Origin of the sequence: Photorhabdus tasmaniensis, from assembly GCF_011189505.1 — a bacterium.
GTDB lineage: Bacteria > Pseudomonadota > Gammaproteobacteria > Enterobacterales > Enterobacteriaceae > Photorhabdus > Photorhabdus tasmaniensis.
On record NZ_PUJU01000024.1, the window covers coordinates 1 to 15032 of the forward strand.

The following is a 15032-nucleotide window of genomic DNA, read 5'->3' on the forward strand; positions in this document are numbered from 1 at the left end:
TGATGCCAGGTGATAACATTCAGATGATTGTTACCCTGATTGCACCAATCGCGATGGATCAGGGTCTGCGCTTCGCAATCCGTGAAGGTGGCCGTACAGTAGGTGCTGGTGTTGTTGCTAAAGTTATCGCATAATTTTTTGATGTGATTACTCTAAAAGGGCATCAACTGATGCCCTTTTTGTACGTTGTTTATAAGAACCTATCTCATCAATAGTTGTTTTTAATTATTGGTGAGATAGGCTCTGATACAACGAATTGGCTATATATCTCTCAGATATACAATGTCATACTGAATTATGGTGCCAAGTCAGATACAATCACTCAAATTTTTTGGTTCGGTCTGATTTGTTTTGCTCTTGCGAGGCAAGCTGGCTATCTATTTAAATCATAGTTACAGGTTGGTTTATGAGTGCGAATAGCGATGCTCAAGAAAGCAAGCGCGGTCTTGAGGTAATGAAATGGCTATTAGTGGCAGCTTTATTAACAGTTGCTATCGTTGGTAACTACCTTTATCGGGAGTATAGCCTTCCTTTGCGCGCGATAGCGGTTGTTGTTATTGTTGCTCTTGCGGGAGCGGTTGCGCTCTGGACAGCGAAAGGTAAAACCACACTGGCCTTTGCTCGTGAAGCCCGCGTTGAAATGCGCAAAGTCATTTGGCCAACTCGCCAGGAAACGTTGCACACAACTTTGATTGTGGCAGCCGTGACTGCATTGATGTCTTTGATCCTCTGGGGTCTTGACGGCATCCTGGTGCGTTTAGTTTCATTTATTACAGGCCTGAGGTTCTAAGATGTCAGATTCCCCAAAAAAACGTTGGTATGTCATACAGGCATTCTCCGGGTTTGAAGGTCGTGTTGCACAATCTTTACGTGAACATATCAAACTACATGATATGGAAGATTCTTTTGGCGAAGTGATGGTGCCAACAGAGGAAGTTGTTGAGATTCGTAGCGGCCAGCGTCGCAAAAGTGAACGCAAATTCTTCCCTGGGTATGTGCTGGTACAAATGATTATGAACGATGCAACATGGCATCTTGTTCGCAGCGTACCACGTGTCATGGGTTTTATCGGTGGCACATCTGACCGTCCGGCACCAATCAGTGATAAAGAAGTTGATGCAATTATGAATCGCCTTCAGCAGGTTGGTGATAAACCGCGGCCAAAAACATTGTTCGAACCAGGCGAAATGGTCCGTGTCAGCGATGGCCCATTTGCAGACTTCAATGGTGTTGTGGAAGAAGTCGACTACGAGAAAAGCCGCCTGAAGGTATCAGTTTCTATCTTTGGTCGTGCAACACCTGTTGAGCTGGATTTCAGTCAGGTAGAGAAAGCTTAATTTTTAGGCGTATCTTTTGCCGGCTTGCAATAGGCGTGAAATTAACATACAATTTCGCGCCTTTTGTTTTTAGTGGCTTGGCCTGAAAAGGCGGGGCTGGAATAACAGGGAAGCCTTTTAAATAGGCGATATCACCCACATAGAGGAAATTATCAATGGCTAAGAAAGTACAAGCCTATGTCAAGTTGCAGGTTGCAGCTGGTATGGCTAACCCAAGCCCTCCAGTAGGTCCTGCTCTGGGTCAGCAGGGTGTTAACATCATGGAATTCTGTAAGGCGTTCAATGCTAAAACTGATAGCATTGAAAAAGGTCTGCCAATTCCTGTTGTGATCACTGTTTATTCTGATCGCTCTTTCACTTTCGTGACTAAAACCCCACCAGCCGCTGTTCTGTTGAAAAAAGCTGCGGGTGTTAAATCGGGTTCCGGCAAACCGAATAAAGAGAAAGTTGGTAAAGTAACCAGCGCTCAGATTCGTGAAATTGCTGAAACTAAAGCTGCGGATATGACGGGTGCTGACGTTGACGCAATGATGCGTTCAATCGAAGGTACTGCTCGTTCCATGGGCCTGGTAGTGGAGGATTAATCGATGACTAAACTGACCAAGCGCATGCGCACAATCCGTGAAAAAGTTGATGCAACTAAACAGTATGACATTAACGAAGCCGTTGTTCTTCTGAAAGAGCTGGCAACTGCTAAATTCGTAGAAAGCGTTGACGTTGCTGTTAATCTCGGCATCGACGCTCGTAAATCTGACCAGAACGTACGTGGTGCAACCGTACTGCCTCACGGTACTGGCCGTTCCGTTCGCGTAGCTGTATTTACCCAAGGTGCAAACGCTGAAGCTGCTAAAGCGGCTGGCGCAGAACTGGTAGGTATGGAAGACCTGGCTGAACAGGTTAAAAAAGGCGAAATGGACTTTGACGTTGTTATCGCATCTCCAGATGCAATGCGCGTTGTTGGCCAATTAGGTCAAATCCTGGGCCCACGTGGCCTGATGCCAAACCCTAAAGTGGGTACTGTAACGCCTAACGTCGCTGAAGCTGTTCAGAATGCTAAAGCGGGTCAGGTTCGTTACCGTAACGATAAAAACGGTATTATCCACACCACCATTGGTAAAGTTGACTTCGACGCTGACAAACTGAAAGAAAACCTGGAAGCTCTGCTGGTTGCATTGAAAAAGGCAAAACCATCTTCTGCTAAAGGTATTTTCATCAAGAAAGTTAGCTTGTCCACGACTATGGGCGCAGGTGTAGCGATTGACCAGTCTGGTCTGAGCGCTTCAGTTTAATTTGAACTGAATGTGATTACCGCTTTACCTTGGCGTCAGATTTGTCTAAAATTTGGCACCTTATGTTTGGTTGGTAGATTATTTATTGGCTAAACAAACAATTTTCGGTTGGAGCTTGGCCTAATCCAAGCCCCGTCCAAGACCGCAGGTGTAAGTAATTACTTAATATCCCTGCGTAGACGGTGACAGAGCCAAATGAAATTTATTTCTGGATTCTGCTCACCGTGTTTTAGAGCTCAGACACCTTTGGTGTTATGAGTGATGTGAGTTCCGGGTACTTCCCGGTTAATCCAGGAGCAAGAAGCTAATGGCACTAAATCTTCAAGACAAACAAGCGATTGTTGCTGAAGTCAGCGAAGTAGCCAAAGGCGCGCTGTCTGCGGTTGTTGCGGATTCTCGTGGCGTTACTGTAGATAAAATGACTGAACTGCGTAAAGCAGGTCGCGAAGCTGGCGTTTATATCCGTGTTGTTCGTAACACACTGATCCGCCGTGCTGTTGAAGGTACTGAATATGAGTGCCTGAAAGAAGCGTTTGTTGGTCCAACCTTGATTGCTTTCTCTAACGAACATCCGGGCGCAGCTGCTCGTCTGTTCAAAGAGTTCGCGAAAGCGAATCCAGCATTCGAGATTAAAGCAGCAGCCTTTGAAGGTGAGTTTATCCCTGCGGACAATATTGACCGTTTGGCAACACTCCCAACTTACGAAGAAGCAATCGCACGCCTGATGTCAACCATGAAAGAAGCCGTTGCCGGCAAACTGGTTCGTACTCTGGCTGCGTTACGCGAGTCACGCGAGCAGAAAGAAGTAGCTTAATTGCCGATTTCCTTTGTTGCTTTTTAACGTATAAATTATTTCTGAATTTTAGGAACACTTGTTATGTCTATCAATAAAGAACAAATTCTGGACGCAGTTGCAGGCATGTCCGTTATGGACGTTGTTGAACTGATCACTGCAATGGAAGACAAATTCGGCGTTTCTGCGGCTGCGGCTGTAGCTGTAGCAGTAGCTGCTGAAGCTGTTGAAGAAAAAACTGAGTTTGACGTTGTGCTGTCTGCGATTGGCGGCAACAAAGTTGCTGTCATCAAAGCAGTACGTGGCGCAACTGGCCTGGGTCTGAAAGAAGCGAAAGATCTGGTTGAAAGCGCTCCAGCAGTACTGAAAGAAGCTATCAGCAAAGATGATGCTGAAACACTGAAAAAATCTCTGGAAGAAGCAGGCGCTTCTGTTGAGATCAAGTAAGTTCAGCGTTAAGTTAGCAGCCTGACTTTAGAGGCTGACGGCTGGTGATTAAAAAATCACCAGCCTTTTTGCGCTGTAGGGCATTAGTCGCATTTCCACTGTTTGGCTACTAATTAACCCCTAAATACTTTTTCCTATTGACGACTTAATATACTGCGTTCTCAGCTACGATCCACTCGGATAGCTCGGTAGTAAGGTAGCGCAATGAAATGATTTAAGAGTAATAGCAATGAGTACTACGGAAAATAATTCAATTTTCTGTTCGAAAAAACAGTGTCGTAAAGAGCTGTCCTTTAGGGCGGACAGAGTGGGTCACTGATCAGCGAGCTGAGGAACCCTATGGTTTACTCCTATACCGAGAAAAAACGTATTCGTAAGGATTTTGGTAAACGTCCACAAGTTTTGGATATACCTTATCTCCTTTCTATCCAACTTGACTCGTTCCAGAAGTTTATCGAGCAAGATCCAGAAGGCCAGAATGGTTTAGAAGCGGCATTCCGTTCTGTATTCCCAATTCAGAGCTACAGTGGCAGTTCGGAGCTGCAATACGTTAGCTACCGTCTTGGTGAGCCAGTGTTTGATGTGAAAGAGTGCCAGATTCGTGGTGTCACTTATTCTGCACCTCTGCGCGTTAAACTGCGTCTGGTCATCTATGAACGCGAAGCACCGGAAGGCACAGTCAAAGACATCAAAGAACAAGAAGTCTACATGGGTGAAATTCCACTCATGACTGACAACGGTACTTTTGTTATCAATGGTACTGAGAGGGTTATTGTCTCCCAGTTACATCGTAGTCCTGGTGTATTCTTTGACAGCGATAAGGGTAAAACTCATTCATCCGGTAAGGTGCTGTATAACGCGCGTATTATCCCTTACCGTGGTTCTTGGTTAGATTTCGAATTCGATCCAAAAGATAACCTGTTTGTGCGCATTGACCGTCGCCGTAAATTGCCGGCAACTATTATTCTGCGTGCAATGGATTACAGCACTGAAAACATCCTGAATTTGTTCTTTAGTAAGACTGTTTTCGCAATTCGTGACAACAAACTCCAGATGACACTGGTGCCAGAGCGTCTGCGTGGTGAAACAGCTTCTTTTGATATTGAAGCAAACGGCAAAGTTTATGTTGAAAAAGGCCGTCGTATCACTGCACGTCATATCCGCCAGTTAGAAAAAGACGAAGTGAACCGCATTGAGGTTCCTGTTGAATACATTGCGGGTAAAGTTGTTGCAAGAGACTACATTGATACCAATACAGGTGAAATTATCTGTGCGGCTAACATGGAACTCTCTTTAGATCTGTTGGCACGTTTAAGCCAGGCTGGTCATAAATCTATCGAAACCCTATTTACCAACGATTTGGATCACGGTGCATATATCTCCGAGACTCTTCGTGTTGACCCAACCAATGATCGTTTGAGCGCTTTGGTTGAGATTTATCGCATGATGCGTCCTGGTGAGCCGCCAACTCGTGAAGCAGCAGAAAATCTGTTTGAAAATCTGTTCTTCTCAGAAGATCGTTATGATCTTTCTGCGGTTGGTCGTATGAAATTCAACCGTTCACTGAGCCGGGAAGAAGTTGAAGGCTCTGGTATTTTGAGTAAAAATGACATCACTGATGTTATGAAGAAACTCATTGATATCCGTAACGGTAAAGGTGAAGTCGACGATATTGACCACTTGGGTAACCGTCGTATCCGCTCCGTAGGCGAAATGGCAGAAAACCAGTTCCGTGTTGGTCTGGTACGTGTTGAGCGTGCGGTTAAAGAGCGTCTGTCTTTGGGTGATCTGGATACCCTGATGCCTCAGGACATGATCAACGCTAAACCGATTTCAGCCGCAGTGAAAGAATTCTTTGGTTCCAGCCAGCTGTCTCAGTTTATGGACCAAAACAACCCGCTTTCTGAAATCACTCACAAACGCCGTATTTCTGCGTTGGGCCCGGGTGGTTTGACCCGTGAGCGTGCAGGCTTCGAAGTGCGTGACGTACATCCAACTCACTATGGTCGTGTATGTCCAATCGAAACTCCGGAAGGTCCGAACATCGGTCTGATTAACTCATTGTCTGTTTATGCGCAGACTAACGAGTATGGTTTCCTTGAAACCCCATACCGTCTGGTTCGTGATGGTGTTGTGACTGATGAAATCCATTACCTGTCTGCGATTGAAGAAGGTAACTTCGTTATCGCACAGGCAAACACCGTATTGGATGATGAAGGTCACTTCGTTGAAGATCTGATAACCTGCCGTAACTATGGCGAATCCAGCTTATTCAACCGTGAACAGGTTGAATATATGGACGTTTCCACTCAACAGGTGGTTTCCGTCGGTGCTTCCTTGATCCCATTCCTGGAACACGATGACGCAAACCGTGCATTGATGGGTGCAAACATGCAACGTCAGGCTGTTCCTACACTGCGTGCTGACAAGCCGCTGGTAGGTACAGGTATGGAACGTGCTGTAGCGGTTGACTCAGGTGTAACTTCTGTTGCTAAACGCGGTGGTGTGGTTCAGTACGTTGATGCATCCCGTATCGTTATCAAAGTAAACGAAGACGAAATGTATCCGGGTGAAGCGGGTATTGATATCTATAACCTGACTAAATACACCCGTTCTAACCAGAACACCTGTATTAACCAAATGCCATGTGTTTCTCTGGGAGAACCTGTGGAACGCGGTGACGTACTGGCTGACGGTCCATCCACTGATTTGGGTGAGTTGGCGCTGGGTCAGAACATGCGCGTAGCGTTCATGCCGTGGAATGGTTATAACTTCGAGGACTCCATCTTAGTTTCTGAGCGTGTTGTTCAGGAAGATCGCTTTACAACCATTCATATCCAGGAACTGGCTTGTGTATCTCGTGATACCAAATTAGGGCCTGAAGAGATCACCGCTGACATTCCTAACGTGGGTGAAGCCGCGCTCTCCAAACTGGATGAATCCGGTATCGTTTATATTGGTGCAGAAGTTACCGGCGGTGACATTCTGGTTGGTAAAGTGACACCTAAAGGTGAAACTCAGCTGACGCCGGAAGAAAAACTGCTGCGTGCTATCTTCGGTGAGAAAGCGTCTGATGTGAAAGACTCTTCTCTGCGCGTACCAAATGGCGTATCCGGTACGGTTATTGACGTACAGGTATTTACCCGTGATGGCGTCGAAAAAGACAAACGTGCCCTAGAAATCGAAGAAATGCAGCTGCGTCAGGCTAAGAAAGACCTGACAGAAGAGTTGCGGATCTTTGAAGCTGGCTTGTTCGCCCGTATCCGTTCTGTCCTGATTTCTGGCGGCATCGAAGCTGAGAAATTGGATAAGCTGCCTCGTGAACGTTGGTTAGAGCTGGGTCTGGCGGATGAAGAAAAACAGAATCAGTTGGAACAGTTGGCTGAACAGTATGACGAACTGAAAACTGAGTTCGAGAAAAAACTGGACGCTAAACGTCGTAAGATCACTCAGGGCGATGACTTAGCACCGGGTGTGCTGAAAATCGTTAAAGTTTATCTGGCGGTTAAGCGTCAGATTCAGCCTGGTGATAAAATGGCGGGCCGCCACGGTAACAAGGGTGTTATCTCCAAGATCAACCCGATTGAAGATATGCCTTACGATGAAAACGGTACTCCGGTAGATATCGTACTGAACCCACTGGGCGTACCATCACGTATGAACATTGGTCAGATCCTGGAAACTCACTTGGGGATGGCTGCAAAAGGCATTGGTGACAAGATCAATGCGATGCTGAAACAGCAGCAGGAAGCAGCCAAACTGCGTGAATTTATCCAGAAAGCTTATGACCTAGGTGATGAAACCCGTCAAAAAGTTGATCTGAACACTTTCTCTGATGAAGAAGTTATGCGTCTGGCAGAAAACCTGAAAAAAGGGATGCCAATTGCAACACCAGTATTTGATGGTGCGAAAGAGAAAGAAATTAAAGAACTGCTGAAACTGGGTGACTTGCCGACTTCTGGGCAAATTACTCTGTTTGATGGTCGTACTGGTGAGCAATTCGAACGTCAGGTTACCGTTGGCTACATGTATATGCTGAAACTGAACCACCTGGTGGATGACAAAATGCATGCTCGTTCAACCGGTTCGTACAGCTTGGTTACTCAGCAACCGCTGGGTGGTAAGGCGCAGTTCGGTGGTCAACGCTTCGGTGAGATGGAAGTGTGGGCATTGGAAGCATATGGTGCTGCATACACCTTGCAGGAAATGCTCACCGTCAAGTCCGACGATGTTAACGGCCGTACCAAGATGTATAAAAACATCGTGGATGGTAACCACCAGATGGAACCTGGTATGCCGGAGTCCTTCAACGTATTGTTGAAAGAGATCCGCTCTCTGGGGATTAACATCGAGCTGGAAGACGAATAAACCGTATTCCCGCTGGTACTGCCCTGAATGGATATGACGGGCAGTTTACCAGCCAGTGGTTGCACTGGTCATAGGGGAGAGTGGCATGGGCCATTCTCCTGACAGGTCTAACTCCGACAGGAGCCATTTCGTGAAAGACTTATTGAAGTTTCTGAAAGCGCAAACTAAGACCGAAGAGTTTGATGCGATCAAAATTGCTCTGGCCTCACCAGATATGATCCGTTCGTGGTCATTCGGTGAAGTGAAAAAGCCGGAAACTATTAACTACCGTACGTTCAAACCTGAGCGTGACGGCCTTTTCTGTGCCCGTATTTTCGGACCGGTGAAAGACTATGAGTGTTTGTGTGGTAAATACAAACGCTTAAAACACCGTGGTGTAATTTGTGAGAAGTGTGGCGTAGAAGTTACCCAGACTAAAGTTCGTCGTGAGCGTATGGGTCACATTGAACTGGCTTCTCCAACGGCACACATCTGGTTCCTGAAATCATTGCCATCCCGCATCGGTTTGTTGCTGGATATGCCACTGCGTGATATTGAGCGCGTACTGTACTTCGAATCCTATGTGGTTGTAGAAGGCGGTATGACCAGCCTGGAGCGCAGTCAAATCCTGACAGAAGAACAATACCTGGATGCACTGGAAGAGTTCGGTGATGAATTCGATGCGAAGATGGGCGCGGAAGCTATCCAGTCTTTGTTGAAAAATCTCGATCTGGAAAATGAGTGTGAAACTCTGCGTGAAGAGTTAAATGAAACTAACTCTGAAACCAAACGTAAGAAGTTGACCAAGCGTATTAAGTTGTTGGAAGCATTTATTCAATCTGGTAACAAACCAGAATGGATGGTTCTGACCGTTCTGCCAGTTCTGCCGCCTGATTTACGTCCACTGGTTCCATTGGATGGCGGCCGTTTTGCCACGTCGGATCTGAACGATCTGTATCGTCGAGTTATTAACCGTAACAACCGTTTGAAACGCCTGCTGGATCTGGCTGCGCCAGATATCATCGTTCGCAACGAAAAACGTATGTTGCAGGAAGCGGTCGATGCCCTGTTGGATAACGGTCGTCGCGGTCGTGCAATTACCGGTTCTAACAAACGTCCTCTGAAATCCCTGGCTGACATGATCAAGGGTAAACAAGGTCGTTTCCGTCAGAACCTGCTGGGTAAACGTGTTGACTACTCTGGTCGTTCTGTAATCACCGTAGGCCCTTACCTGCGTCTGCATCAGTGTGGTCTACCTAAGAAGATGGCACTGGAACTATTCAAGCCATTCATCTATGGCAAGCTGGAACTGCGTGGTTTAGCGACGACGATTAAAGCAGCCAAAAAGATGGTTGAGCGTGAAGAAGCGGTGGTATGGGATATCCTGGATGAAGTGATCCGTGAACACCCGGTTCTGCTGAACCGTGCACCAACACTCCACCGTTTGGGTATTCAGGCATTCGAACCAGTTCTGATCGAAGGTAAAGCGATTCAGTTGCACCCACTGGTGTGTGCGGCATATAACGCCGACTTCGACGGTGACCAGATGGCTGTTCACGTACCGCTGACACTGGAAGCCCAGCTGGAAGCGCGTGCATTGATGATGTCCACCAACAACATTCTGTCTCCTGCGAGTGGTGAGCCAATCATCGTGCCATCTCAGGACGTTGTTCTGGGTCTGTACTACATGACCCGTGACTGTGTTAATGCTAAAGGCGAAGGCATGGTGCTGACCGGGCCTAAAGAAGCAGAACGCGTATACCGCGCAGGTCTAGCTTCTCTGCATGCCCGTGTTAAGGTTCGTATCTCAGAAGAAGTGAGAGATGGCGAGGGTAATATCACCACTAGCACTGGTTTGGTTGATACTACCGTTGGGCGTGCAATCCTGTGGATGATCGTCCCAAGAGGTCTGCCTTACTCTCTGGTTAACCAACCATTGGGTAAAAAAGCGATCTCCAGAATGCTCAACACTTGCTACCGTGTGATGGGCCTGAAACCAACCGTTATCTTTGCTGACCAGATCATGTACACCGGGTTTGCCTACGCTGCACGTTCAGGTGCATCTGTTGGTATTGATGACATGGTTATCCCAGAGAAAAAAGCGGGGATCATTACAGAAGCAGAAGCAGAAGTTGCTGAAATTCAGGAACAGTTCCAGTCTGGTCTGGTAACAGCTGGCGAACGTTATAACAAGGTTATCGATATCTGGGCCGCAGCAAACGAGCGTGTTGCTAAAGCGATGATGGAAAACCTGTCCACTGAGACAGTCATTAACCGTAACGGTGAAGAGGAGCAACAAGTCTCCTTCAACAGCATCTTTATGATGGCTGACTCCGGTGCGCGTGGTTCTGCCGCTCAGATCCGTCAGTTGGCGGGGATGCGTGGCCTGATGGCTAAACCAGACGGTTCCATTATCGAAACACCAATCACTGCGAACTTCCGTGAAGGCTTGAACGTACTCCAGTACTTCATCTCAACCCACGGTGCTCGTAAAGGTTTGGCGGATACCGCACTGAAAACGGCAAACTCCGGTTACCTGACCCGTCGTTTGGTTGACGTAGCGCAGGATCTAGTTGTTACAGAAGACGACTGTGGTACTCACGACGGTATTCTGATGACGCCGGTTATTGAAGGTGGTGATGTTAAAGAGCCACTGCGTGAGCGTGTACTAGGTCGTGTAACAGCAGAAGATGTTCTGAAACCAGGTACCGCAGACATTCTGGTTCCACGTAACACATTGCTGAATGAAAAATGGTGTGATCTGTTAGAAGAAAGCTCCGTTGACAGCATTAAAGTGCGTTCCGTTGTAAGTTGTGAAACTGACTTCGGTGTTTGTGCGAACTGCTATGGTCGTGACCTTGCCCGCGGACACATCATCAATAAAGGTGAAGCGGTTGGTGTTATTGCGGCGCAGTCCATCGGTGAGCCGGGTACACAGCTGACGATGCGTACGTTCCACATCGGTGGTGCGGCATCCCGTGCGGCAGCGGAATCCAGCATTCAGGTTCGTAACAAAGGTAGCCTGAAACTGTTTAACGCGAAATCCGTTACCAATTCCGCAGGTAAGTTGGTGATTACTTCCCGTAACACCGAACTGTGCCTGATTGACGAATTCGGCCGGACTAAAGAAAGCTATAAAGTGCCTTACGGTGCAGTATTGGGTAAAGGTGATAGTGAAGCAGTTAATGGCGGCGAAACCGTTGCTAACTGGGATCCACATACCATGCCAGTGGTCAGTGAAGTCTCTGGTATCATCCGTTTCGCTGACATGGTAGATGGTCAGACCATTACCCGTCAGACGGATGAGCTGACAGGTTTGTCTTCACTGGTTGTTCTGGATAGTGCAGAGCGTACTGGTAGTGGTAAAGACTTGCGTCCGGCACTGAAAATCGTTGATGCCAAGGGTGACGATGTATTGATCCCAGGTACTGATATGCCTGCTCAATATTTCTTGCCAGGCAAAGCAATTGTTCAGTTAGACGATGGTGTCAGCATCTCTGCGGGTGATACGTTAGCACGTATTCCTCAGGAATCCGGCGGTACGAAAGATATTACCGGTGGTCTGCCACGCGTAGCCGACCTGTTCGAAGCACGTCGTCCGAAAGAGCCTGCAATCCTGGCTGAAGTTAGTGGTATTGTCTCCTTCGGTAAAGAAACCAAAGGTAAACGCCGTCTGGTTATCTCCCCGTTAGATGGTGGTGATGCTTACGAAGAGATGATCCCTAAATGGCGTCAGCTCAACGTATTCGAAGGTGAAGTTGTTGAGCGCGGTGATGTGATCTCCGATGGTCCAGAGTCTCCACATGACATCTTGCGTCTGCGTGGTGTTCATGCGGTTACCCGTTACATCACCAACGAAGTTCAGGAAGTTTACCGTCTGCAAGGGGTTAAGATTAACGATAAACACATTGAGGTTATCGTTCGTCAGATGCTGCGTAAAGCAACCATCGAAAGTGCAGGCAGTTCCGAATTCCTGGAAGGCGAACAGGTTGAATATGCCCGCGTTAAAGTGGCAAACCGTAAGCTGGAACAGGAAGGTAAAGTCCCTGCAATTTATGGACGTGATCTGTTGGGTATCACCAAAGCGTCTCTGGCGACTGAATCCTTCATCTCCGCGGCATCGTTCCAGGAAACGACCCGCGTGTTGACAGAAGCGGCGGTTGCGGGTAAACGTGATGAATTGCGTGGCTTGAAAGAGAACGTCATCGTAGGTCGTCTGATCCCAGCCGGTACGGGTTATGCTTACCATCAGGATCGTATGCGTCGTCGTCAGTTGAATGAACCGTCAGAAGCACCGCAAGTGAGTGTCGATGAAGCAACTGCAAACCTGGCAGAACTGCTGAATGCCGGTTTTGGTAGCGATAAGAAGTAATTCTGTAGAGCAGCACCATCGCTAATTAAATGCCCTCCTTTTCGGAGGGCATTTTCAGATTGTTGACCAAGTGCTGGTTTTTATCCGGTATTTTGTTTTAATCAAATTCCGTTCACCATGTTAAAAACACTCTCTCCCCAAACTTTTCCTCCTGAAAAAAGTGCGCTTGAAGAGCGTGTTTCTCACAAGAGCAGTTGCCCTGATATTATAGATTATTTTGAGTCTGTTATAAGCTATAAATAGCAGGAATAAATCTCTATGCGTTTATTTTACATTTACCTAACCTGTCATAACCATTTAAAAACGAAAATAGAGGGAGATTAAAGATTTTATATAAAAGCGGATTTAACTCAATAAATGTACTTTCAGATGGATCGTGAATTGCGTTTTATCGAAGTCCATTAAACATTAGCAGAGAGTTGAAAAGAAATCAGTATGTGAAAGAATATGATTTTAATAGGCCGATTTTAAGGTGTTTTCTCGCTGTTATTTTACGAAGAAAGCTATAGAAAATACTGCAATAAAAAAGTGATAAAACGGTTAATTTTGCAGGATTTAAGCGATGAAAAAGATATTGATTATCCGAAAAAAAAGGTGGCGATTTATTAAAACTGCTTAGGATTGCCGGTAAAACAGCGTCAGTAAAGATAGAAAGTGGATATGGTTAACGTTGGTTAAACATAAAATACGATATTCTATAATGATTAAACTTAATAAAAAGCAGATGTTAAAAGTGGTAAAAAAAACCGTTAAAACTCTATATTGATTAAAACCATAACTTTTAATCACAGTTTAAAACCTGCTCATTATAAAGCTTATCAGTGAAAAATAATAAACAAAAACTGGTTTTATTAATGTTTATTTATAACCGATGGAAAAAGGGTAAATAAAAAATGAATTGGTTAATCAGATAATCTATTTTGCAAAATAAACGGTTTTAATAATTTTTCAACTGGGGAATGAATTTTTTCATAAACCAACTAAATCATCAATTGTGAAAAGTTGAAAAAAAGACATCCCCGAATAAATGATTTAACAGAATGCAAAATGAGTTATTTTAAACATTATTATGTTGCATTTTTTATGCAAAACCATGATGCTTTAAATACGCCTGTTTAAACTTGATTTACATTGCTTTAATCCGTTTAACAGCGTTGCTTTTCTACGGTTTGATTTAAACCATTCCTCTTTTTATACCTTTAATGTGATTTAATGATAAAATCAATTTATATCGTTATTTTTTCACGCTATTTTCTCGTTCTGTTAACGCTTAAATACCTGTCCAACCGTTATTCCCTTTCTGGCTGATTAATCTGCCAGACCTTTTATCATCGTTGATGCAATCAGGCGTTAATGCCCTCCTTTTCGGAGGACATCTATTTTGCGTTAAACAAACTAATAGTACATTTACCATAGCCAACATAGGTAAATGGTTTATCCCTTGTTTTTGAGACTGTTGATAAACGTTTCTCGTGCAGTTGAGGATCCAAGGCGTTCCGCTTCCTCAAGCAGATTCAACGCTTTATCAATATTGCCGTTATTAATTTCCTTTTTAATTGCATCACTGAAATAACGTTCTGTGTCGCTCAGGACAGGTTTGGTTTTCAGTGGTATGCGCTGGGTTGCGGTAGCTTGTGTTGACCCAACAACGACTGGCTCCGGTGCCGGGCCTGATAAGACTTGACCAATAGTGATGTTGCCGGCATTTTGTTCCGATTTCACTTTCAGCTTCAACGTACCGGTTTCTGTATGACGAGCAACGGGATCTGGAATGGCAGGAACGGCGTTGCCGACTCCTTGAGCGTAAGCTTTGGCTGGATCAATCATTTGTGTCGATTTTTGCAAATCGGTACGAGTAGTGTAGACCAGCACATAAATTTGCTGTTGTCCTAATGCTGGCGTCAGCTTTAATGTGCCTTCCAGCCGATCTGTGGACATAACCCCCGGACGTTCATACGGAAAATAGTCACTTGGATAAAATGCAGCGGGGCGTAATCCCTGATCAAGCACTAAAACATTCGGTGCGTAAACTTGTTTATCTTGTACTAAACTGCTCAACATAATGTCCAGCGAGCCCCGGTTTGCCGGAATTGCAAATGCAGCTATTGGCCCTTGGATATTTCCTTCATTAAGGTGCTGGGATTCAGCATTGAGGATAATGGTTTGTGTATTGCTGGTGTGAATCGGCTGCCAGTTCAATTTTTGCAGTGTTGCTGTTGAGAGGGAAGGCGCAACAGCATCCTGTGTCATGGTTGCCTGAGTTGTTGTCGTGATAGATGTTGCATAGCTTATCAGAGGAGCTGCGCTACAGAGTAAGGCACTAAGACAAAATGAGATAAGTTTGGTTTTCATTTCTTACCCTTGTTCGGTTGAAAAAAAGAGACTGATATCCACGGGCAAAAGGCATATCAGTCCAAGGCGCTAAAAGTGGCTAAATAATCCGGTTG

At 45.7% G+C, this 15032-nt stretch carries 10 protein-coding genes; 9 read left to right on the forward strand and 1 reads right to left on the reverse strand.

All coding sequences use genetic code 11. The features are described 5' to 3' along the window. The 9 genes from C5471_RS12595 to rpoC form a co-directional block, all read left to right on the forward strand. Window positions 1–134 (forward strand): EF-Tu C-terminal domain-related protein (locus C5471_RS12595; RefSeq protein WP_479687639.1); only part of this gene is annotated, 134 nt, incomplete at its 5' end. Between the two features lie 272 nt (window positions 135–406). Beyond that, window positions 407–790 carry a preprotein translocase subunit SecE gene (secE, locus tag C5471_RS12600; protein WP_133814334.1) on the forward strand — a complete coding sequence of 128 codons (384 nt, stop codon included), beginning with the start codon at window positions 407–409 and terminating at the stop codon, window positions 788–790. 1 nt (window position 791) lies between these two features. Then, window positions 792–1337: a transcription termination/antitermination protein NusG gene (gene nusG / locus C5471_RS12605; RefSeq protein ID WP_011144820.1), complete on the forward strand. Its 546-nt coding sequence runs from the start codon at window positions 792–794 to the stop codon at window positions 1335–1337. 155 nt (window positions 1338–1492) lie between these two features. After that, a complete protein-coding gene (gene rplK, locus C5471_RS12610; RefSeq protein ID WP_133814335.1) occupies window positions 1493–1921 on the forward strand; it encodes a 50S ribosomal protein L11 in 429 nt (142 codons plus the stop codon). Window positions 1922–1924: 3 nt separating this feature from the next. Continuing rightward, entirely contained in the window at window positions 1925–2626 is a 702-nt protein-coding gene (rplA, locus tag C5471_RS12615; RefSeq protein ID WP_133814336.1) for a 50S ribosomal protein L1, read from the forward strand. A gap of 307 nt (window positions 2627–2933) precedes the next feature. Then, the gene (rplJ, locus tag C5471_RS12620) at window positions 2934–3440 is read left to right on the forward strand and encodes a 50S ribosomal protein L10 (RefSeq protein ID WP_133814337.1); all 507 of its coding nucleotides are present in this window, start codon (window positions 2934–2936) and stop codon (window positions 3438–3440) included. A 63-nt stretch (window positions 3441–3503) separates the two neighbouring features. Next, complete coding sequence (gene rplL, locus C5471_RS12625) at window positions 3504–3866, forward strand: 50S ribosomal protein L7/L12 (RefSeq protein ID WP_133814338.1); 363 nt, start codon at window positions 3504–3506, stop codon at window positions 3864–3866. Between the two features lie 339 nt (window positions 3867–4205). After that, window positions 4206–8234: a DNA-directed RNA polymerase subunit beta gene (gene rpoB / locus C5471_RS12630; RefSeq protein ID WP_133814339.1), complete on the forward strand. Its 4029-nt coding sequence runs from the start codon at window positions 4206–4208 to the stop codon at window positions 8232–8234. A 130-nt stretch (window positions 8235–8364) separates the two neighbouring features. Then, window positions 8365–12585 (forward strand): DNA-directed RNA polymerase subunit beta', encoded by a 4221-nt coding sequence (gene rpoC / locus C5471_RS12635; protein ID WP_133814340.1) that lies wholly within the window; start codon window positions 8365–8367, stop codon window positions 12583–12585. Between the two features lie 1434 nt (window positions 12586–14019). Here rpoC and malM read toward each other — a convergent pair. Further along, window positions 14020–14937 carry a maltose operon protein MalM gene (gene malM / locus C5471_RS12640; protein ID WP_133814341.1) on the reverse strand — a complete coding sequence of 306 codons (918 nt, stop codon included), beginning with the start codon at window positions 14935–14937 and terminating at the stop codon, window positions 14020–14022. Window positions 14938–15032: the final 95 nt, after the last annotated feature.